The sequence below is a fragment of the Azoarcus sp. DN11 genome (assembly GCF_003628555.1).
GTDB lineage: Bacteria > Pseudomonadota > Gammaproteobacteria > Burkholderiales > Rhodocyclaceae > Aromatoleum.
The window spans coordinates 4,489,466-4,508,181 of record NZ_CP021731.1; the positions used below are offsets into that span (position 1 = coordinate 4,489,466).

An 18,716-nucleotide genomic window follows, 5' to 3' on the forward strand; every position below is an offset into this window, starting at 1 on the left:
ATGACAGGCAAACACATCGGCTGGATCGTCCTGCTCCTGCTCGGGCTGGCCGCGCCCTTCGTCGTCTACCCGGTGCTGGTGATGAAGATCCTGTGCTTCGCGCTGTTCGCCTGCGCCTTCAACCTGCTGCTCGGCTACACGGGCCTGCTGTCCTTCGGCCACGCCGCCTTCCTCGGCTCGGCCGGCTACCTGTGCGCCTACACCGTGCAGGGCCTCGGCCTGCCGCCCGAGCTGGGCCTGCTCGCCGGCACGGCCGGCGCCGCGGCGCTGGGCTTCATCTTCGGCAGCCTCGCGATCCGCCGTGCCGGCATCTACTTCGCGATGATCACGCTCGCGCTCGCGCAGCTCGTGTATTTCCTCGCGCTGCAGTTTCCCTTCACCGGCGGCGAGGACGGCATGCAGGGCATTCCGCGCGGCCACCTGTTCGGCTTCCTCGACCTTTCCGACACGCTGAACATGTACTACTTCGTGCTCGCAGTGTTCCTGTTCGGCTTCTGGGTCATCGACCGCGCGATCGACTCGCCCTTCGGCCAGGTCCTGCAGGCAATCCGCGAGAACGAGCCGCGCGCGATCTCGCTCGGCTACGACGTCGACCGCTACAAGCTGCTCGCCTTCGTGCTGTCGGCCGCGCTCGCCGGCCTCGCCGGCGCGACCAAGACCCTCGTGTTCCAGCTCGCGTCACTCACCGACGTGCATTGGCACATGTCCGGCGAAGTCGTGCTGATGACCCTGCTGGGCGGCGTCGGCACCGTCTTCGGCCCCATCGTCGGCGCAACGGTCCTCGTCAGCCTGCAGGACTACGGCGCGGAACTGGGCCAGTGGGTCACCGTGCTGACCGGCGCGATCTTCGTCGTGTGCGTGCTCGCCTTCCGCCGCGGCATCGTCGGCGAAGTCGCACTGCTGATCAAACGCTCCGGCATTCGCCCCTAGCGGCGGCTTTGCGGGGTCCCGCAGGCAAACCGTCACATGCGGGATTGGTCGCACCGGACCGGCCTGCGGTAAGCTTGCGCGCGATCCACCGCGCCGCATACCGCCCATGCCCTCCGAGTTCGACCTGATTCGTCGCCACTTCACGCGCCCCGCGCGCCACACCGATCTCGCGGTGGGCGACGATGCGGCGCTGCTCGCACCGCGCCGCGGCATGCAGCTCGCGGTGTCGACCGACATGCTGGTCGCCGGCACGCATTTCTTTGCCGACACCGACCCCGAAGCGCTCGGCTGGAAAACGCTCGCGGTGAACGTCTCCGATCTCGCCGCGATGGGCGCCGAACCGCGCTGGGCCGTGCTGGCGCTGGCGCTGCCCGCCGCCGACGAAGCCTGGATCGACGCCTTCGCACGCGGCTTCTTCGCCTGCGCCGACGCATTCGGCGTTGACCTCGCCGGCGGCGACACCACGCGCGGGCCGCTCACCCTGTGCGTCACGATCTTCGGCGAAGTCCCGGCCGGCGGCGCGATCACGCGCAGCGGCGCGCGCGCGGGCGACGACCTGTGGATCACCGGCGCCCCCGGACAGGCCGCGCTCGGGCTCGCGCACCTGCGCAATGAAGTCGCGCTCGGCCCGGATGCCGCACGCGCCTGTCTCGCCGCGCTGCACCGCCCGCAGCCGCGCGTCGCCTTCGGACAGGCCCTGCGCGGCCTCGCCGGCGCCATGCTCGACGTGTCCGACGGCCTGCTCGGCGACCTCGGCCACATCCTCGAATGTTCCGCCTGCGGCGCGCGCATCGACGTCACTGCCCTGCCGCTCGCCGCGCTGCATGCGCTGGGCGCCGACGACGCGCTGGCACGCCGTTGCCTGCTGTCGGGCGGCGACGACTACGAGCTCCTGTTCACCGCCCCCCCGGCACGGCGCGACCGCCTCGCCGCGCTCGCGCAGGAACATGGCCTGCCGCTTTCCCGCATCGGCAGCATCACCGCCAACACGGGCGAGCTGCTGCTGCGCGAAGCGGACGGGCGCGAACACCCCACGGCCCACCGCGGCTACGACCATTTCGCCTGACCTCCGCCTCGAAGGCCATCCATGCGCCCCACCTTCCGTCTGCTCCTGAGCCACCCCGCCCACTTCATCGCGCTGGGGTTCGGCGCGGGCCTTGCTCCGCGCGCGCCGGGCACCTTCGGCACGCTCGCGGCCTGGCTCCTCTTCCCGCTGCTGCGCACGCCGATTTCCGACTTCGTTTTCCTCGCGCTGCTCACGAGCTTCTTCGTCGCCGGCATCCTCGCCGCAGACCGCACCGGCCGTGCCCTCGGCGTGCCCGACCACGGCGCCATCGTGTGGGACGAGATCGTCGCCTTCTGGCTCGTGCTGTTCTTCGCCCCGACGGGCTTCACGTGGCAGGCCATCGCCTTCGTGCTGTTCCGCTTCTTCGACATCGTCAAGCCGCAGCCCATCCGCTGGGCCGACCGCCACGTCGGCGGCGGCTTCGGCGTGATGCTGGACGACCTCATCGCCGCCGGCTACGCGATCCTCGCGCTCGCGGTCCTCAAACGTTTCCTCGGATGACCTCCATGCCCGATGACGAACTCGAAGCGCTGTCGCGCCGGGTCGGCGACTGGCTCGCCGCGCGCGGCGCCACCCTCGCCTGCGCGGAATCCTGCACCGGCGGCTGGGTCGCCCAGATCGTGACCGCCACCGCCGGCAGCTCCGGCTGGTTCGACTGCGGCTTCGTGACCTATTCCAACGAGGCGAAGCAGGATCTCCTCGGCGTCGCCGCCGCGACCCTCGCCCGCAACGGTGCCGTCAGCGAGGAGACCGTGCGCGAGATGGTCACCGGCGCCCTCGCGCGCAGCCGCGCCCGCTTCGCGCTCGCCGTCTCGGGCGTCGCGGGCCCCGGCGGCGGCACGGCGGCCAAGCCGGTCGGCATGGTGTGTTTCGCCTGGGGAGAACGCGACGGAAAGCTGCGCAGCGAAACCGCCCACTTCGCCGGCGATCGCACCTCGATCCGGCGCCAGGCGGTGATCCACGCGCTCGCCGGATTGATGACATAATCATTTTCCGACCGTTACACGGGCGACCTGCAACACTCCAGCAATCTCTGTGCCATAATTCCCCAACGTTTTGAAAGGACAGGACATGGACGACAACAAGGCCAAGGCCCTCGCCGCCGCGCTCTCGCAGATCGAGAAGCAGTTCGGCAAGGGTTCGATCATGCGAATGGGCGACGGCAACGTCGAAAAGGACATCCAGACGGTCTCGACCGGCTCGCTCGGGCTCGACATCGCGCTGGGCCTCGGCGGACTGCCGCGCGGCCGCGTCGTCGAGATCTACGGCCCGGAATCGTCCGGCAAGACCACGCTCACGCTGCAGGTCATCGCCGAGATGCAGAAGATCGGCGGCACCGCGGCCTTCATCGACGCCGAACACGCGCTTGACGTCGGCTACGCCGAGAAGCTCGGCGTGAACATCCAGGACCTCCTGATCTCGCAGCCCGACACCGGCGAACAGGCGCTCGAGATCGCCGACATGCTGGTGCGCTCGGGCGGCGTCGATATCGTCGTCATCGACTCGGTCGCGGCACTCACGCCGAAAGCCGAAATCGAAGGCGAGATGGGCGACCAGCTGCCCGGCCTGCAGGCCCGCCTGATGAGCCAGGCGCTGCGCAAGCTCACGGCGAACATCAAGCGCACCAACACGCTGGTGATCTTCATCAACCAGATCCGCATGAAGATCGGCGTGATGTTCGGCAACCCGGAAACCACCACCGGCGGCAACGCGCTCAAGTTCTACGCCTCCGTGCGCCTCGACATCCGCCGCACCGGCGCGATCAAGAAGGGCGACGAGGTCGTCGGCTCCGAAACGCGCTGCAAGGTCGTCAAGAACAAGGTCTCGCCCCCGTTCAAGGAAGCGCACTTCGACATCCTCTACGGCGAAGGCATCTCGCGCGAAGGCGAGATCATCGACCTCGGCGTGCAGCACAAGATCGTCGACAAGTCGGGCGCGTGGTACGCGTACAACGGCGACAAGATCGGTCAGGGCAAGGACAATTCGCGCGAATTCCTGCGCGCGAACCCCGCGCTCGCGCGCGAGATCGAGAACAAGGTGCGCGTCACCGTCGGCCTCAAGGAATTGCCAGCCGAACCCGCGCAACCGGCCGTCGAAGCGGCCTGACGCCGGCCTCGCCCATGGCGGAGACCGGCCTGCGGGAACGCGCGCTGCGGCACCTCGCGCGGCGGGACCACTCGCGCGCGGAACTCGCCCGCAAGCTCGCCCCGCACGGCTCGGCCGAAGAGATCGGCGACGTGCTCGACCGCATCACCGAACTCGGCCTGCTCAGCGACGACCGCTTCGCCGAAGCGTGGGTGCGCGGCAAGGCCGCACGCTTCGGCACCTCGCGCCTGCGCAGCGAGCTCGCGCGGCGCGGCGTGGCGCGCGACACGATCGACGCCGCCATTGCCGCGGAGTCGGGCGAGGACGACACCGAGCGTGCGCGGGCCGTGTGGCGCGGCAAGTTCGGCGCGCCGCCCGGCGATGCGCGCGAATGGGCGCGGCAGGCGCGCTTCCTGCAAAGCCGCGGCTTCGGCACCGACGTGATCCGCAAGATATTGAAAGAGAATCCCGATGAATCTGCTTAAGGTCGCCGGACTGCAGAAGCGCTACAAGGCACGCACCGTCGTGCACGACGTCGGCTTCGAGGTCGGCAGCGGCGAAGTCGTCGGCCTGCTCGGGCCGAATGGCGCCGGCAAGACCACCTGTTTCTACATGATCGTCGGGCTGGTGCGCGCCGACGGCGGCGACATCCGCCTGGACGACGCCGAGCTCACGCACCTGCCCGTGCATTCGCGCGCGCGCCTCGGCCTCTCGTACCTGCCGCAGGAAATGAGCGTCTTCCGCAAGCTCACCGTCGCCGAGAACATCCGCGCCGTGCTGGAGCTGCAGGGCCTCGGCCGCGACCGCATCGACGAGCGCCTCGAAGAGCTGCTCGATGAGCTCGGCATCGCCCACCTGCGCGACAACACCGCCGTCTCGCTGTCCGGCGGCGAGCGCCGCCGCTGCGAGATCGCCCGCGCGCTCGCGACCGACCCGCGCCTGATCCTGCTCGACGAGCCTTTCGCGGGCGTCGACCCGATCGCCGTGCTCGACATCCAGAAGATCATCCGCTTCCTGCGCGACCGCGGCATCGGCGTGCTGATCACCGACCACAACGTGCGCGAGACGCTCGGCATCTGCAACCGCGCCTACATCATCAGCGAAGGGCGCGTGCTCGCGAGCGGGCGCCCGGACGACATCGTCGCCAACGAACAGGTTCGCCGCGTCTATCTCGGCGAGCATTTCCGTCTCTGAGCCACCGAAGCAGCGCCATGAAACCGTCCCTCCAGCTCAAGATCTCCCAGCACCTCACGCTGACGCCGCAGCTGCAGCAGTCGATCAAGCTGCTGCAGCTGTCCACGCTGGAGCTGAACCAGGAGCTGGAACGCTTTCTCCTCGAAAACCCCATGCTCGAACGCGAGGACGGCGACGGCAGCGACTTTTCGCCCGGCGCAGCGCAGGCCCCGAGCGGCACCACCGATTCCGGCAGCCAGTCAGAAACCCCTGCCGCCAGCGAGGAGCCCCAGGGCGAGAGCGAACCGGCCAACTTCGACGAGGCCGGCGAGTGGTCGAGCGCGAGCAGCGGTTCGTCGAACCGCGACGACGACGATACCGACTTCCAGGAGCTGCAGGCCGCCGGCACCAGCCTGCGCGACCACCTCGACCAGCAGGTGAGCCTGTCGCCGCTCTCCGATCGCGACCGCGCCCTCGTGCGCTTCCTCATCGAGGCGCTCGACGAGGACGGCTACCTCAACCAGTCGCTCGAGGAACTGCTGCCGCTGCTGCCGCCGGAACTCGAGTACGACCTCGACGACCTCACGATCGCGCTGCGCCACGTGCAGCACCTCGACCCGGCCGGCATCGGCGCGCGCAATCCGCAGGAATGCCTGAGCCTGCAGCTGCGCGCGATGCTCCCGGGGGCGACGCGCGACCTCGCGCTCAGGATCGTCGACGAATACCTCGACCTGCTCGCCGAGCGCAATTTCGTGCGCATCAAGCGCGCCACCGGCTGCGACGACGACGCGCTGCGCGCCGCGCACGCGCTGATCTGCGGCCTCGACCCGCACCCGGGCTCGCAGCACTCGGTGCAGGAGACGCGCTACATCCTGCCGGATGTCATCGTGCGCAAGCTGCGCGGCCGCTGGACGGTGTCGCTCAACCCCGAGGCGATGCCCAAGCTGCGCATCAATTCGCTCTATGCCAGCATCCTGCAGCAGAACCGCGGATCGGGTGGCGCGCTTACCAGCCAGCTGCAGGAGGCGCGCTGGCTGATCAAGAACGTGCAGCAGCGTTTCGACACGATCCTGCGGGTTTCGCAGGCCATCGTTGACCAGCAGCGACAGTTCTTCGATTATGGCGATGTGGCAATGCGACCTTTGACGTTGAGGGAGATCGCGGACCAGCTCGAGCTGCACGAATCGACGGTCTCGCGAGTCACAACGCAGAAGTTCATGGCCACACCGCGTGGCGTATTCGAGTTGAAGTACTTTTTCGGCAGTCACGTTGCCACCGACACCGGTGGGGCGGCTTCCTCCACGGCGATTCGCGCACTGATTCGCCAGCTGGTGGAGGCCGAAGACAGGAAAAAGCCCCTGTCCGACGCGAAAATTGCCGAATTGCTCGGTCAACAGGGTATCGTGGTAGCGCGGCGGACGATTGCCAAGTATCGCGAGTCCCTGAATATTCCGCCGGTCAGCCTGCGCAAGACGATCTGACAATACGAGGAAACATCATGAATCTCACCATCACCGGACATCACGTCGAAGTCACTCCCGCGATCCGCGAGTACGTGAACACCAAGCTTGACCGCGTCATCCGCCACTTCGACAACGTGACCAGCGTCAGCGTGATCCTGTCGGTGGATAAACTGCGGCAGAAGGCCGAAGTGACCCTGCATGTGCGCGGCAAGGACATCTACGTCGAGAGCGACGACGCGGACATGTATGCCGCGATCGACAGCATGGTCGACAAGCTCGACCGCCAGGTCCTCAAGTACAAGGACAAGAACTACGATCACGGCCACGACACGCTGAAGCATCAGCAGCCGACCGAACTGTGATCGTTTAACTCGCACCGGGGGTCCGGGGTGTGTTTATAATTCGCGCGTTTTCAACCCGCGCCTGCCGCACACCCCGAGCCTCCTCCCGCACCATCCCGGCAGCGGCAAGGGCCCTGTCGCGCAGGTGGTGATCCGCATGAGCCTCATCGCCGAACTCCTGCCCCCCTCGAACGTGGTCATCGACCTGGACGCGAGCAGCAAGAAACGCGTCTTCGAACAAGCCGGACTCCTGTTCGAAAACAATCAGGGCGTCGCCCGCAGCGTCGTCTTCGACAGCCTGTTCTCGCGCGAGCGCCTCGGCTCGACCGGACTGGGCCAGGGCATCGCGATTCCCCACGGCCGCATCAAGGGCCTGAAGGACGCCGCCGGCGCCTTCCTGCGCCTGTCGGCACCGGTGCAGTTCGACGCGCCCGACGGTCGCCCCGTCACCATGCTGTTCGTGCTGCTGGTGCCCGAACAGGCCAACGAGACCCACCTGCAGCTGCTGTCGGAGCTCGCGCAGATGTTCAGCGACCGCGACTTCCGCGATCAGCTGCAGAGCGCACCCGACGCCGCGACCATCCACTCGCTGTTCGCCTCCTGGGGCCCGCATGCGGCAGACCAGCGTCGCGCGGCTGTATGACCTGCACCGGGAACAGCTGGAGCTGACCCACGTCAGCGGCCGGCTCGACCGCGTCATTTCGGTCAACGAAGAACGCATCTGGCCGGCCGACCTCGTCGGCCACCTCAACCTGATCCACCCGACGCGCATCCAGATCCTGGGTGCCGCCGAACTCGCGTGGGCCGGCCGCCACTCGAGCGACAAGGTTGCCCACCACCTCACCGAGATCATCGGCGCGCGTCCCCCGGCCATCATCGTCGCCGACGGCTGCGCGATCCCCGAGCTGCTGCGCGGCATCTGCGAATACGCCGACGTCGCGCTGATCACGACGCCACAGCCGTCGGCGAGCGTGATCGACCAGTTGCGCCTTTACATGTCGCGCGAACTGGCCGAGAAGGTGTCCCTGCACGGTGTGTTCATGGACGTGCTGGGCATCGGCGTGTTCATCACCGGCAGCTCCGGCGCCGGCAAATCCGAACTCGCGCTGGAGCTGATCTCGCGCGGCCACGGCCTCGTCGCCGACGACATCGTCGAGTTCTCGCGCATCGCCCCGACCGTGCTCGAAGGGCGCTGCCCGGAGATGCTCAAGGATTTCATCGAGGTGCGCGGCCTGGGTATCCTCAACATCCGCACGATCTTCGGCGAGACCGCGTGCCGGCGGAAGATGCGCCTGCGCCTGATCGTGCATCTCGAGCGCCGCCTGCCCGGCCAGTCCGACCCCTCGCGCCTGCCGGTGCACCGCGAGACGCAGGGCATCCTCGGGGTGCAGGTGATCCGCACGACCCTGCCGGTCGCCGCCGGACGCAACATCGCGGTGCTGCTCGAGGCCGCCGTGCGCTCGACCATTCTGCAGCTGCGCGGCATCGACTCGACGCAGGAATTCATCGACCGCCAGCAGCGCCTGCTCGACGCCGACGGCGAAACCCTCTGATCGCCGGAAGGCCCTGCGCCGGCAGGGCTCTTGCCGCACTGCCGCATCGGCTGATACGCTCAAGGTCTTTGCGCCTCCCCGCAAAGGCTCCCCCCATGACTGCCGCAACACCGGATTACCTGGAGAAGATCCTCAATGCCCGCGTCTACGACGTGGCCGAGGAAACCCCGCTCGATCTCGCCACGAACCTCTCGGAGCGCGTGCATAACCGCATCTACCTGAAGCGCGAGGACATGCAGCCGGTGTTCAGCTTCAAGCTGCGCGGCGCGTACAACAAGATGGCACGCCTGCCGCCGCAGGCCCTCAAGCGCGGCGTGATCTGCGCCTCGGCCGGCAACCACGCCCAGGGGGTCGCGCTGTCGGCGCAGAAGATGGGCGTGCGCGCGGTGATCGTGATGCCGACCTCGACGCCGCAGATCAAGATCGACGCGGTCAAGGCGCGCGGCGGCGAGGTGGTGCTCGCGGGCGACTCGTATTCCGACGCCTACGCCCACGCGGTCGAGCTCGAGAAGGCCGAGAAGCTGACCTTCGTCCATCCCTACGACGACCCCGACGTGATCGCCGGCCAGGGCACGATCGGCATGGAGATCCTGCGCGCGCACCCGGATCCGATCCACGCGGTGTTCTGCGCCGTCGGCGGCGGCGGCCTGATCGCCGGTGTCGCGGCCTACATCAAGCGCCTGCGCCCGGAAACGAAGATCGTCGGCGTCGAGACCGTGGACGCCGACGCGATGACCCGCTCGCTCGCCGAGGGCCGGCGCGTCGCGCTCGACCAGGTCGGGCTGTTCGCCGACGGCACCGCGGTGAAGCAGGTCGGCGAGGAGACCTTCCGCCTGTGCCAGCAGTACGTCGACGAGATGATCCTGGTCGACAACGACGCGATCTGCGCGGCGCTCAAGGACGTGTTCGAGGACACGCGCTCGATCCTCGAGCCCTCGGGCGCCCTCGCGGTGGCCGGCGCGAAGGAGTACGCCAAGCGCCACAACCTGCACGGCAGGAGCCTCGTCGCGGTCGCCTCCGGCGCGAACATGAACTTCGACCGCCTGCGCTTCGTCGCCGAGCGCGCCGAGGTCGGCGAGCAGCGCGAGGCCGTGTTCGCGGTGACGATCCCGGAACGCCCGGGCTCCTTCCGCAAGTTCTGCAGCCTGGTCGGCAACCGCCACATCACCGAGTTCAACTACCGCTACGCCAACTCGCAGCAGGCGCACATCTTCGTCGGCGTCGCGGTGCATAACCGCGCGGAGGCGGCGCGCGTGGTCGAGATGCTGGAGCGCCACGAGCTGCCCGCGGTGGATCTCACCGACGACGAGATGGCGAAGAGCCACATCCGCTACATGGTCGGCGGGCGCGCGCCGCACGTGAACAACGAGCTGGTGTACCGCTTCGAATTTCCCGAGCGCCCCGGCGCGCTGATGAATTTCCTCACCAGCCTGCATTCGGACTGGAACATCAGCCTGTTCCACTACCGCAACCACGGCTCGGATTCCGGCCGCGTCCTGGTCGGCATGCAGGTGCCGCCCGAGGACAAGGGCGCCTTCCAGGGCTTCCTCGACCGCCTCGGCTACGACTACGCCGACGAGTCGGCCAACCCGGCCTACCGCATGTTCCTCGGCTGAGCGGCGAAGGCGCCGGCCTCGGTGACGATCCAGTCCATCGGGCGATCATGCGGCTGGGGCCAGACATCGTCGACACGGGCGAACTCGAAGCCCAGGCCCACCGCGACGGGATTCATCACCGCCAGCGTGCGGTCGAAGTATCCGCCGCCGTAGCCGACCCGGTAGCCGGCGGCATCGAAGGCATTGCACGGCACGAGAATCACGTCGGGCACGATCGGCGCGCCTGCCGCGGGATGCGGAATGCCGTGCCGGTCGAGCGGCATCGGCATGCCCGGCACCCAGCGGCGGAACACCATCGGGCCGGCCTGGTGCGGCACGACGGGCAGCACGGCGACGCGCGACGCATCGGCGGCCAGCCAGTGCGCGACCCACGCGCGCAGGTCGGGTTCGCCGCGGTAGGGCCAGCAGAAGCCCAGCGTCGTCGGTGCGAGGCGCGCGACGAGTCCGGAGAGATGCGCTTCGAAGTGGCGCATCAGCGCCGTGCGGTGCGTCGCCGTGAGCGCCTGGCGCGCGGCGATGGTGCGGGCGCGCAGCGCGCGGCGCTGCCCGGCGGGGTCGATGTCGGGGGCGGATTCGGGTGCGTGGGCGGGATTCACTGTGGTATGGTCGGGTAGATTGAAAGGGGATGTTAAGGGATGGCAAAGGGTTTGTGGGCCGCGCTGGCACTGGTGCTGGCGGGCCTGACGCAGGGGGCCCACGGGCAGGGCGGTGACGACCGCATCCTCGCGGCGCGCGACGCGGTGCGCAGCGGTGACCGCGCGACGCTGGAGCGTCTCGCCGCGGAACGCGAGCCGCACGTGCTCGATCCCTACGTGCGCTACTGGCGGCTCGTGAACATCCTCGGCCGCCCCGAAGCGCCGCCGGTCGACGAACTCAACGAATTCCTGCTGCGCGAAGCCGACAGCGTGCTCGCCGAGCGCCTGCGCAGCGACTGGCTGCGGCGCATGGCGCGCGAGTACGACTGGAGCGGCTTCCTCAAGGTCTACCCGGACCTGCGCGAGCCCGACGCCGAACTGCGCTGCGTGCAGCGCAACGCCCGGCTCGAACTGGGCGACCTGACGGTGGTCGACGAGGTGCGCGCGCGCTGGATGGAACTCGCGGACAGCCACAGCGCCTGCGAGCCGGTGTTCCGCACGCTGGTGCAGGCCGGCTACCTCGGCAGCGACGACCTGTGGTGGCGGGCGCGGCGCCAGATCGACAGCCGCAGCCCGTCGAATGCGCGCACCACCCTGTCGTGGATGAACGCGGCCGACGCGCCGGCGCTGGCCGATTTCGACCGCATGATGAAGAGCCCCGCCGCGTGGCTCGACCGCCTGCCGCCGAATTTCGCCGTCTCGCGAGCGAGTCGCGAACTCGCGCTGGCCGCGCTCGTGCGCATCGCACGCGAGGATGCCTCCTCCGCCTACGCGCGCTTCGCGCGCATCGAGGAGCGCTTCGGTGCGGACGAGCGGGCATATGTCTATGCGGTGCTCGGCCACCACGGCTCGCTGCAGGGCGTCCCCGCCGCCGTGCGCTGGTTCCGCGCCGCGGGCAAGACGCCGATGAGCGCCGAGCAGCGCGCGTGGCGGGTTCGCGCGGAGCTGCGCGTCGAGGACTGGCGCGGCGTGCAGGCGGCGGTCGAAGGCATGACTGCGGCCGAACAGGCGCAGCCGGAATGGACCTACTGGCTTGCCCGCGCATATGCCGCACAGAACCGTTCCCCGGAAGCCGCGGCGTTGTACGGCCGTATCGCGACGCTGCCGAATTTCTACGGCATGCTCGCCGCCGAAGAGCTGGGCAGCCTGTTCGCGCCTCCCGTGCGCAACGGCAACGTCACCGCCGAGGACATCGCGCGCGTCGACGCCGACCCGGGCCTGCGCCGCGCGCTCGCGCTGTACCGGCTCGATATGCGCACCGAGGGCATGCGCGAATGGAACTGGTCGCTGCGCGGACAGGACGACGGCTTCCTGATCGCCGCCGCACGCCTCGCGCTGCGCAACGAGATCTACGACCGCGCGATCAACACCGCCGAACGCACCGATCCGCAGGCGAACTACGACCTGCGCTTCCTCACGCCCTACCGCCAGCTGATCGAGCCGCAGGTGCGCCAGCAGGGCCTCGACATGGCCTGGGTGTACGGCCTGATGCGCCAGGAAAGCCGCTTCATCGCGCCGGCACGCTCGAGCTCGGGCGCGCAGGGCCTGATGCAGGTGATGCCCGCCACGGGCAAGTGGGTCGCGCGCAAGATCGGCCTCTCGGGCTATAACCAGGGCATGCTGGCCGACCCCAACACCAACGTGCTGCTGGGCACGAGCTACATGCGCCTGATCCTCGAAGACCTCGACGAGCATCCGGTGCTGGCATCGGCCGGCTACAATGCCGGACCGGGGCGCGCACGCAAATGGCGTGACGAACGTCCGCTCGAAGGCGCGATCTATGCAGAGACGATCCCCTTCGACGAGACCCGCGACTATGTGAAGAAGGTCATGACCAACGCCGTCATTTATGCGGCGATGCTGGAATCGAAACCGCAGTCGCTGAAGGCCCGGCTCGGGACGATCTCGCCGCGGCTCGGCACGGAACGCTAGACCCGCCACTCCTCGACTGGGAGGCAGCAGCATGAAAATGGAACGCGTCGTACTCGTCGGCGGCTCCGGCTTTGTGGGCCGCGTCATTGCGAACCGCCTGTCGCGCGAGGGCATCGACGTGCTGGTACCGACGCGGCGTTATGTCCATGCGGGCGAGCTGCTGCTGATCCCGACGGTCGAAGTCGTCGAGGCGGATGTCCATGATCCGGCCACGCTGGAGCGGCTCTTCGCCGGCGCCGATGCCGTGGTCAATCTCGTCGGCATCCTGCATTCGCGCCCGGGCAGCCCGTGGGGGCCGGATTTCGCACGCGCCCACGTCGAGCTCCCGCGCCGGATCGTCGCCGCCTGCCAGGCGGCCGGCGTCGCGCGCCTCGTCCACGTCAGCGCGCTGGGTGCTTCGGCGAACGGCCCGTCCGAATACCAGCGCTCGAAAGCCGCCGGCGAGGAAGCGATCCGCGCGGCGGGCGACGCGCCGGCGTGGACCATCCTGCGCCCGTCCGTCATCTTCGGGCGCGATGACAGCTTCCTCAACCTGTTCGTGCGCCTCGCGCAGCGCTTTCCGGTACTGCCGCTCGCCGGCGCCGACGCGCGCTTCCAGCCGGTGCATGTCGAGGACGTCGCCGAAGTCGTGTGCCGTTGCCTGACCGAGCCGTCGGCGCGCCGCCAGACCTTCGAGCTCGCAGGACCCAGGATCTACACGCTGCGCGAGCTCGTCGAGTATGTCACCGGGCTGTCGGGCCGGCCCCGCCCGGTGATCGGCCTGCCGGAGTGGCTCGCGATGCTGCAGGCACGGCTGATGGAGCTCGCGCCGCGGCCGCTGATGAGCCGCGACAACGTGCGCTCGATGCGCGTCGACAACGTCGCCGGCGGCCCCCCGCTGCCCTTCGGCATGACGCCGGCCGGACTCGAGGCGCTCGCACCGACCTGGATCGGCGACCGCCACCAGCGTGCCCGCTACTACCCGATGCGCAGCCGTGCGCGCCGCCCGCGCCACGGCTGAGCTTTTTCCGCAGCACCGAGCAGCACCCTACGGAGACGAGCGCATGAAACTGATCATCGGCAACAAGAATTATTCATCCTGGTCCCTGCGCCCCTGGCTCGCCGCCCGCGCCAGCGGACAGGTTTTCGACGAAATCCGCATCCCGCTCTTCATCGAAGGCAGCCGCGAACGCATCCTGCAGCACTCGCCCTCGGGCAAGGTGCCCTGCCTGATCGACCACGGCGTCGCGGTGTGGGACTCGCTGGCGATCTGCGAGTACCTGGCCGAGAAGGCGCCGAAGCTGTGGCCGGCCGATCCTGCGGCACGCGCGGTGGCGCGCGCGATCAGCGCGGAAATGCACTCGAGCTTCCAGGACCTGCGCCAGGCCATGCCGATGAACATCCGCAAGGATTACGCCGGCAAGGGCCGCTCGCCTGCGGTCGATGCCAACATCGCGCGCATCGAGGCGATCTGGAACGACTGCCGCGCACGCTTCGGCACGAAGGCAAATGCGGGCGGCCCCTATCTCTTCGGCGCCTTCTCGATCGCCGACGCGATGTACGCGCCGATCTGCTTCCGCTTCAAGACCTACGGCGTGCAGCCTGCGGGCGCGGCCGGCGAATACCTCGCCGCGATGCTCGCGCACCCGGCCATGCAGGAGTGGGAAGCGGCGGCGCGCGCCGAGAGCGAATCCATCCCTGCCGAGGACCTGTACGGCTGATGCGCTGCTATGTTGTCGGCGGGGCGGTACGCGACCGCCTGCTTGGCCTGCCGGTGCAGGACCGCGACTGGGTCGTCGTCGGCGCAACGCCCGACGAGATGCTCGCGCGCGGTTTCCGCCCGGTAGGCAAGGATTTCCCGGTCTTCCTGCATCCGCAGACCAACGAGGAGTACGCGCTCGCGCGCACCGAGCGCAAGAGCGGGCGCGGCTACACCGGCTTCGTCGTGCACGCCGCGCCGGACGTGACGCTCGAAGACGACCTGCTGCGGCGCGACCTCACGATCAACGCGATCGCCACGGACGAGGACGGCACGCTGATCGACCCCTACGGCGGCCAGGCCGATCTCGCCGCCCGCGTGTTCCGCCACGTGAGCCCCGCCTTCGCCGAGGACCCGGTGCGCATCCTGCGCGTCGCCCGCTTTGCCGCGCGCTTCGGCGATTTCAGCGTGGCGCCGGAGACGCTCGCGCTGATGCGCGCGATGGTCGACAACGGCGAGGTCGACCACCTCGTCGCCGAACGGGAGTGGCAGGAGCTCGCACGCGGGCTGATGGAAGACCGCCCCTCGCGCATGCTGCGCGTGCTGCGCGACTGCGGCGCGCTCGCGCGCATCCTGCCGGAAGTCGAGCGCCTGTTCGGCGTGCCGCAGCCGGTGGAGCACCACCCCGAGGTGGACACCGGTGAGCACGTGCTGCTGGTGCTCGATTACGCGGCGAAAACGCGGCAACCGCTCGCGGTGCGCTGGGCCTGCCTGATGCACGACCTCGGCAAGGGCGACACGCCCGCCGACATCCTGCCGCACCACTACGGCCACGAAGCGAAGAGCGCCACCCGCGCGCGCGCGGTGTCCGAGCGCCTGCGCGCGCCGGTCGACTGCCGCGACCTCGCGGTGATCTTCGCACGCGAGCACGGCATCCTTCACCAGGTGGACAAGCTGCGCCCGGAAACCATCGTCAAGGTACTCGAAACGGCCGATGCGCTGCGCCGGCCGGAGCGTTTCGCGCTGCTGCTGGAAGCGGCGGCCTGCGACTACCACGGCCGCCCCGGCCGCGAGGCCCCCTACACGCCGCGCGCGGACCGCTGGCGCGCCGCGCTCGCCGCCATCCAGGGCCTCGACGCCGGCGCAATCGCACACGCCTGCACCGACAAGGCGCAGATTCCGCAGCGCGTGCACGCCGCCCGCGTCGCCGCCGTCAAGGCGCTGTCCGCCCCGCCCCGCCCGGCTGCCGGGCGGAAACCGCCGACCGGATGAAACAATCGGTGCCCCGCGCAGTCACAAAATCTTCAAAAGCGCCCACGCGAGCAGCGACAACAGGATCGTGCTGGTAAACGGCAAATGGAAAGCACGCCCGAACAGGCGAAAATGCAGGTCGCCGGGCAGATGGCCGATTCGCAGCCGCGTCAGCCCGGGCTGGAACAAGCCGGTGACCAGCACCATCATGACGACCACCACGACCCACTTCAGCACGGACGCTCCAGCGCAAAACGAACATTAGACCCGGCCCGCCGCGCGCTCGCAATGCGCAGTCCGCACGCGGCTGCCTCATCTCCGACACCACGATGCCAAGAATGACCGACCACCCTTCCCGAGCGACACCCGCGCGGCATGACGCCGCCTCCGTCATCCCGCGCGGCGCGCGCAAACTCGCGCCCCTTTCGTCCGCGGCCGGTACGCCGGGGGTTCGCGCATGAACGCCCAGCGCTTCGGGGACCTCGAAGTCCTCGCACGCAGTCCGGCAGGCAAGCCGGCGTTCGCGACGCCGCTGCTGTTCATCCACGGAGCCTACACCGGGGCGTGGTGCTGGAACGAGCACTTCCTGCCGTATTTCGCCGACGCCGGCTATTCCTGTTACGCGGTATCGCTGTCGGGGCACGGCGGCAGCCGCAAGCGCGCCGCACTCGACACGCATTCGATCGACGACTACGTGCGCGACGTCGCCGAAGTTGTTTCAAGACTTCCGGCCGAACCGGTGCTGATCGGCCACTCGATGGGCGGCATGGTCGTGCAGAAATATCTGGAACGGGCAAGCGCGCCGGCCGCCGTGCTGCTGTGCTCGGTGCCGCCGCAGGGGCTCATGGGCTCCGCGCTCGGGCTGATGTTCACCCGCCCCAGTCTCATCAACGACCTCAACACCATGCTCAACGGCGGCCACCCCGAGCCCGAGAGCCTGCGCGAGGCGCTGTTCCACCAGCCCATCGCCGACGACGCGCTGATGCGCTACTACCGCCAGTGCCAGCCGGAGTCCCACCGTGCGATCTGGGACATGACGCTGTTCAACCTTGCCCAGCCCACCCGCATGCACCGCCCGCCGCTGCTGATCCTCGGCGCGGAGCACGACCACCTCATCCCGCCCGCGCAAGTGTCCATGACCGCGGCAACCTACGGCGAGCCCGCGCACATCTTTCCCGGCCTGGGGCACGGCGTGATGCTGGAGCAGGACTGGCGCCGGGTTGCCGACCACATCGCGGCGTGGCTTCCGACACAAATTGTTTGATCGCGCACTGGAAATCGTGTTTATTCCCATTCATGATGAAAGCAAGGATGGGAGGAGGCATCCTTGGCAGCTTCGGCGCGACGCCTGATTCCGCGGCACGCCGGAGTTGAAAACCAGGCACACGTCCGCACATACGGAGCACAGGGGTTCAGGAATCGGAGGCGGCTGCCGATAGATCACCCGGGTAGCCGATCACCCGAGCACGCAGCGGAGGCCAACATGGTGACCATCATGGATATGATGACGGGCAAGGCGATCGCGGAGCCGCCGGAAGAGTACGGCGACGAGGTGCTGAACGCGAACTGGCTGCCGCCGCAGCCGGAAGCGGCAGTGCAGTTGCAGGAAGTCGAACACGCCCCGGACGAGCCGGTCATCGACGTCGAGAGTTTCCTCGCAGCGGTGTACCGCTACCAGGAATGAACGACGCAGGGGTTGCGCGCGCGACCGGCCGGAACGGCGCGCGCGGCGGATTTCCCGCGCCGCAACGCGCGGGCGGCCTGCCTCATGCCGCTACAGCGCGTGCAGGCGGTCGCCGCGCATGAAGCCCAGCAAGGGCGCGTCGATGCCGCGCCCCAGCGCGAGCACCTTGAAAAGCTCCCCCATCTCCTGCGGCGTCGTCAGGCGCTGCACCGCGCGCGCGGCGCGGATGTAATCGGCGCTTTCCTCCGGCGCGCGCCGCGCGAGGCACTCCAGCACCCCGCAGTTGAACAGGAAGGCCGCCTGGTTCGTGTAGCCCATCACGTCCAGCCCGGCGTCGAAGGCGGCTTCGGCGGCCGCGGTGAAATCGACGAAGGCGGTGATGTCGTTGAGCCCCGGCCACAGGAAGGGATCGGCGTGCGCGTTGTGGCGGTAGTAGCACAGCAGCGTGCCGCTCGAACGCGAAGGCAGGTAGTACTCGGCGCGCGGATAGCCGTAGTCGATCAGCAGCAGCGCGCCGCGTTCGAGCCGCGCGGCCCATTCGCCGATCCACGCGCGCGCGGCCAGGTTGATCTCGGTGACATACTCGGCGCCGTCCGCGCGCGGCAGATCGAGCGCCGCCGCGGCCTTGGCGACCGCCCCGGTGGCGGGCGAATCGGCCCAGCGCAGCACGCCCTCGCCATCGACCGCGACGCCGCGCTCGAACAGGGCATCGCCGCGCGTCGCGACCAGATGCACCGGCATCACGTCGAGCACCTCGTTCGCGACCACCGCGCCGGCAAAGCGCTCGGGCAGCGCATCGAGCCATTTGACGCGCGACGCGAGATGCGGCGCGCGCGCCGCCAGCGTATCGAACTGGCGCTCGCGCAGCTCGCCCGAGACCTCGAGGATGCCGTAGCTTTCCGGCACGCAGCCGCGACGCTCGAGTTCCAGCAGCAGGTCGGCGGCGAGCAGCCCCGTGCCGGCGCCGACCTCGATCACGTGCGGCGCGGACGCGCGCATCACCTGTTCGACCTGCGCCGCAAGCGCCTGACCGAATAGCGGCGTGAGCTCCGGCGAGGTGATGAAGTCGCCGCCGGGGCCGAACTTTCGCGCCCCGCCGCTGTAATACCCGAGGCCGGGCGCGTAGAGCGCCAGCTCCATGTAGCGCGAGAACGGGATCCAGCCGCCCGCTTCGGCAATCGCGGCGGTGATCGTACGGAGAAGGCGCGTGCTCTGGTCGAGCGCGTCGACCGAAGGTTCGGGCAGGGACATGGGCGAAGTGAAACGGAAAACGCGTATTCTAACCGGCACACTGCAGTCCTCGTGCCCG

21 protein-coding genes are annotated in these 18,716 nt (G+C 69.0%); 18 read left to right on the forward strand and 3 right to left on the reverse strand.

Features of this window, described 5'->3' with window-relative positions:
- The 12 genes from CDA09_RS20835 to ilvA all read left to right on the forward strand — a co-directional run bounded on the left by CDA09_RS20835 (position 1) and on the right by ilvA (position 10,227).
- A complete protein-coding gene (locus CDA09_RS20835) occupies positions 1-930 on the forward strand; it encodes a branched-chain amino acid ABC transporter permease (protein ID WP_121430395.1) in 930 nt (309 codons plus the stop codon).
- Positions 931-1,036: 106 nt separating this feature from the next.
- A complete protein-coding gene (thiL, locus tag CDA09_RS20840) occupies positions 1,037-1,996 on the forward strand; it encodes a thiamine-phosphate kinase (RefSeq protein ID WP_121430396.1) in 960 nt (319 codons plus the stop codon).
- A 21-nt stretch (positions 1,997-2,017) separates the two neighbouring features.
- Positions 2,018-2,497 carry a phosphatidylglycerophosphatase A family protein gene (locus CDA09_RS20845; protein ID WP_121430397.1) on the forward strand — a complete coding sequence of 160 codons (480 nt, stop codon included), beginning with the start codon at positions 2,018-2,020 and terminating at the stop codon, positions 2,495-2,497.
- Between the two features lie 5 nt (positions 2,498-2,502).
- The gene (locus CDA09_RS20850) at positions 2,503-2,982 is read left to right on the forward strand and encodes a CinA family protein (RefSeq protein WP_121430398.1); all 480 of its coding nucleotides are present in this window, start codon (positions 2,503-2,505) and stop codon (positions 2,980-2,982) included.
- A gap of 85 nt (positions 2,983-3,067) precedes the next feature.
- On the forward strand, positions 3,068-4,102 hold the full coding sequence (gene recA / locus CDA09_RS20855) for a recombinase RecA (RefSeq protein ID WP_121430399.1): 1,035 nt from the start codon (positions 3,068-3,070) through the stop codon (positions 4,100-4,102).
- Between the two features lie 14 nt (positions 4,103-4,116).
- Positions 4,117-4,566: a recombination regulator RecX gene (gene recX, locus CDA09_RS20860; protein WP_121430400.1), complete on the forward strand. Its 450-nt coding sequence runs from the start codon at positions 4,117-4,119 to the stop codon at positions 4,564-4,566.
- Entirely contained in the window at positions 4,553-5,275 is a 723-nt protein-coding gene (gene lptB / locus CDA09_RS20865; protein ID WP_121430401.1) for an LPS export ABC transporter ATP-binding protein, read from the forward strand. Before recX ends, lptB begins: the two co-directional genes overlap by 14 nt.
- Before the next feature lie 17 nt (positions 5,276-5,292).
- Positions 5,293-6,735 (forward strand): RNA polymerase factor sigma-54, encoded by a 1,443-nt coding sequence (locus CDA09_RS20870; RefSeq protein WP_121430402.1) that lies wholly within the window; start codon positions 5,293-5,295, stop codon positions 6,733-6,735.
- Between the two features lie 17 nt (positions 6,736-6,752).
- A complete protein-coding gene (gene hpf, locus CDA09_RS20875; RefSeq protein ID WP_121430403.1) occupies positions 6,753-7,079 on the forward strand; it encodes a ribosome hibernation-promoting factor, HPF/YfiA family in 327 nt (108 codons plus the stop codon).
- Between the two features lie 136 nt (positions 7,080-7,215).
- Positions 7,216-7,701 carry a PTS IIA-like nitrogen regulatory protein PtsN gene (gene ptsN, locus CDA09_RS20880; protein WP_121430968.1) on the forward strand — a complete coding sequence of 162 codons (486 nt, stop codon included), beginning with the start codon at positions 7,216-7,218 and terminating at the stop codon, positions 7,699-7,701.
- Positions 7,670-8,611: an HPr(Ser) kinase/phosphatase gene (hprK, locus tag CDA09_RS20885; RefSeq protein WP_121430404.1), complete on the forward strand. Its 942-nt coding sequence runs from the start codon at positions 7,670-7,672 to the stop codon at positions 8,609-8,611. The genes ptsN and hprK overlap by 32 nt, the downstream gene beginning before the upstream one ends.
- Before the next feature lie 95 nt (positions 8,612-8,706).
- Positions 8,707-10,227 carry a threonine ammonia-lyase, biosynthetic gene (gene ilvA / locus CDA09_RS20890; RefSeq protein ID WP_121430405.1) on the forward strand — a complete coding sequence of 507 codons (1,521 nt, stop codon included), beginning with the start codon at positions 8,707-8,709 and terminating at the stop codon, positions 10,225-10,227.
- Here the strand turns inward: ilvA and CDA09_RS20895 are convergent.
- A complete protein-coding gene (locus CDA09_RS20895; protein ID WP_121430406.1) occupies positions 10,206-10,823 on the reverse strand; it encodes a 5-formyltetrahydrofolate cyclo-ligase in 618 nt (205 codons plus the stop codon). The two genes, ilvA and CDA09_RS20895, sit on opposite strands and share 22 nt — an antisense overlap.
- Before the next feature lie 39 nt (positions 10,824-10,862).
- On the opposite strand from CDA09_RS20895, the gene CDA09_RS20900 reads away from it, so the two are divergent.
- From CDA09_RS20900 to CDA09_RS20915, 4 genes are read left to right on the forward strand one after another with little or no spacing between them, the layout of a single operon-like run.
- Complete coding sequence (locus CDA09_RS20900) at positions 10,863-12,794, forward strand: lytic transglycosylase domain-containing protein (protein WP_121430407.1); 1,932 nt, start codon at positions 10,863-10,865, stop codon at positions 12,792-12,794.
- 31 nt (positions 12,795-12,825) lie between these two features.
- On the forward strand, positions 12,826-13,794 hold the full coding sequence (locus tag CDA09_RS20905; protein ID WP_121430408.1) for a complex I NDUFA9 subunit family protein: 969 nt from the start codon (positions 12,826-12,828) through the stop codon (positions 13,792-13,794).
- A 43-nt stretch (positions 13,795-13,837) separates the two neighbouring features.
- Positions 13,838-14,494, forward strand: coding sequence for a glutathione S-transferase family protein (locus CDA09_RS20910; protein WP_121430409.1), 657 nt, complete (start codon positions 13,838-13,840; stop codon positions 14,492-14,494).
- Complete coding sequence (locus CDA09_RS20915; protein ID WP_121430410.1) at positions 14,494-15,744, forward strand: multifunctional CCA addition/repair protein; 1,251 nt, start codon at positions 14,494-14,496, stop codon at positions 15,742-15,744. The genes CDA09_RS20910 and CDA09_RS20915 overlap by 1 nt, the downstream gene beginning before the upstream one ends.
- 21 nt (positions 15,745-15,765) lie before the next feature.
- Here the strand turns inward: CDA09_RS20915 and CDA09_RS20920 are convergent, their stop codons facing one another.
- A complete protein-coding gene (locus CDA09_RS20920) occupies positions 15,766-15,960 on the reverse strand; it encodes a DUF2905 family protein (protein WP_121430411.1) in 195 nt (64 codons plus the stop codon).
- A gap of 220 nt (positions 15,961-16,180) precedes the next feature.
- Between CDA09_RS20920 and CDA09_RS20925 the strand changes: the two genes are divergently transcribed.
- Both CDA09_RS20925 and CDA09_RS20930 read left to right on the forward strand, forming a co-directional pair.
- Positions 16,181-16,987, forward strand: a complete 807-nt coding sequence (locus CDA09_RS20925) for an alpha/beta hydrolase (protein WP_121430412.1) — start codon at positions 16,181-16,183, stop codon at positions 16,985-16,987.
- Between the two features lie 231 nt (positions 16,988-17,218).
- Positions 17,219-17,407 (forward strand): hypothetical protein, encoded by a 189-nt coding sequence (locus CDA09_RS20930; RefSeq protein ID WP_286164271.1) that lies wholly within the window; start codon positions 17,219-17,221, stop codon positions 17,405-17,407.
- 90 nt (positions 17,408-17,497) lie between these two features.
- Here the strand turns inward: CDA09_RS20930 and CDA09_RS20935 are convergent, their stop codons facing one another.
- The gene (locus CDA09_RS20935) at positions 17,498-18,658 is read right to left on the reverse strand and encodes a class I SAM-dependent methyltransferase (protein ID WP_121430414.1); all 1,161 of its coding nucleotides are present in this window, start codon (positions 18,656-18,658) and stop codon (positions 17,498-17,500) included.
- Between the last annotated feature and the right edge of the window lie 58 nt (positions 18,659-18,716).

Bases quoted from the DNA above. Each gene is read 5' to 3' on its own strand.
- ilvA (WP_121430405.1), top strand. From the start codon at position 8,707: ATGACTGCCGCAACACCGGATTACCTGGAGAAGATCCTCAATGCCCGC.
- thiL (WP_121430396.1), top strand. From the start codon at position 1,037: ATGCCCTCCGAGTTCGACCTGATTCGTCGCCACTTCACGCGCCCCGCG.
- recA (WP_121430399.1), top strand. From the start codon at position 3,068: ATGGACGACAACAAGGCCAAGGCCCTCGCCGCCGCGCTCTCGCAGATC.
- recX (WP_121430400.1), top strand. From the start codon at position 4,117: ATGGCGGAGACCGGCCTGCGGGAACGCGCGCTGCGGCACCTCGCGCGG.
- CDA09_RS20930 (WP_286164271.1), top strand. From the start codon at position 17,219: ATGGATATGATGACGGGCAAGGCGATCGCGGAGCCGCCGGAAGAGTAC.
- CDA09_RS20925 (WP_121430412.1), top strand. From the start codon at position 16,181: ATGAACGCCCAGCGCTTCGGGGACCTCGAAGTCCTCGCACGCAGTCCG.
- CDA09_RS20900 (WP_121430407.1), top strand. From the start codon at position 10,863: ATGGCAAAGGGTTTGTGGGCCGCGCTGGCACTGGTGCTGGCGGGCCTG.
- CDA09_RS20850 (WP_121430398.1), top strand. From the start codon at position 2,503: ATGCCCGATGACGAACTCGAAGCGCTGTCGCGCCGGGTCGGCGACTGG.
- CDA09_RS20835 (WP_121430395.1), top strand. From the start codon at position 1: ATGACAGGCAAACACATCGGCTGGATCGTCCTGCTCCTGCTCGGGCTG.
- CDA09_RS20910 (WP_121430409.1), top strand. From the start codon at position 13,838: ATGAAACTGATCATCGGCAACAAGAATTATTCATCCTGGTCCCTGCGC.
- CDA09_RS20845 (WP_121430397.1), top strand. From the start codon at position 2,018: ATGCGCCCCACCTTCCGTCTGCTCCTGAGCCACCCCGCCCACTTCATC.
- hprK (WP_121430404.1), top strand. From the start codon at position 7,670: ATGCGGCAGACCAGCGTCGCGCGGCTGTATGACCTGCACCGGGAACAG.
- CDA09_RS20935 (WP_121430414.1), bottom strand. From the start codon at position 18,658: ATGTCCCTGCCCGAACCTTCGGTCGACGCGCTCGACCAGAGCACGCGC.
- lptB (WP_121430401.1), top strand. From the start codon at position 4,553: ATGAATCTGCTTAAGGTCGCCGGACTGCAGAAGCGCTACAAGGCACGC.
- CDA09_RS20870 (WP_121430402.1), top strand. From the start codon at position 5,293: ATGAAACCGTCCCTCCAGCTCAAGATCTCCCAGCACCTCACGCTGACG.
- hpf (WP_121430403.1), top strand. From the start codon at position 6,753: ATGAATCTCACCATCACCGGACATCACGTCGAAGTCACTCCCGCGATC.
- ptsN (WP_121430968.1), top strand. From the start codon at position 7,216: ATGAGCCTCATCGCCGAACTCCTGCCCCCCTCGAACGTGGTCATCGAC.
- CDA09_RS20915 (WP_121430410.1), top strand. From the start codon at position 14,494: ATGCGCTGCTATGTTGTCGGCGGGGCGGTACGCGACCGCCTGCTTGGC.
- CDA09_RS20905 (WP_121430408.1), top strand. From the start codon at position 12,826: ATGAAAATGGAACGCGTCGTACTCGTCGGCGGCTCCGGCTTTGTGGGC.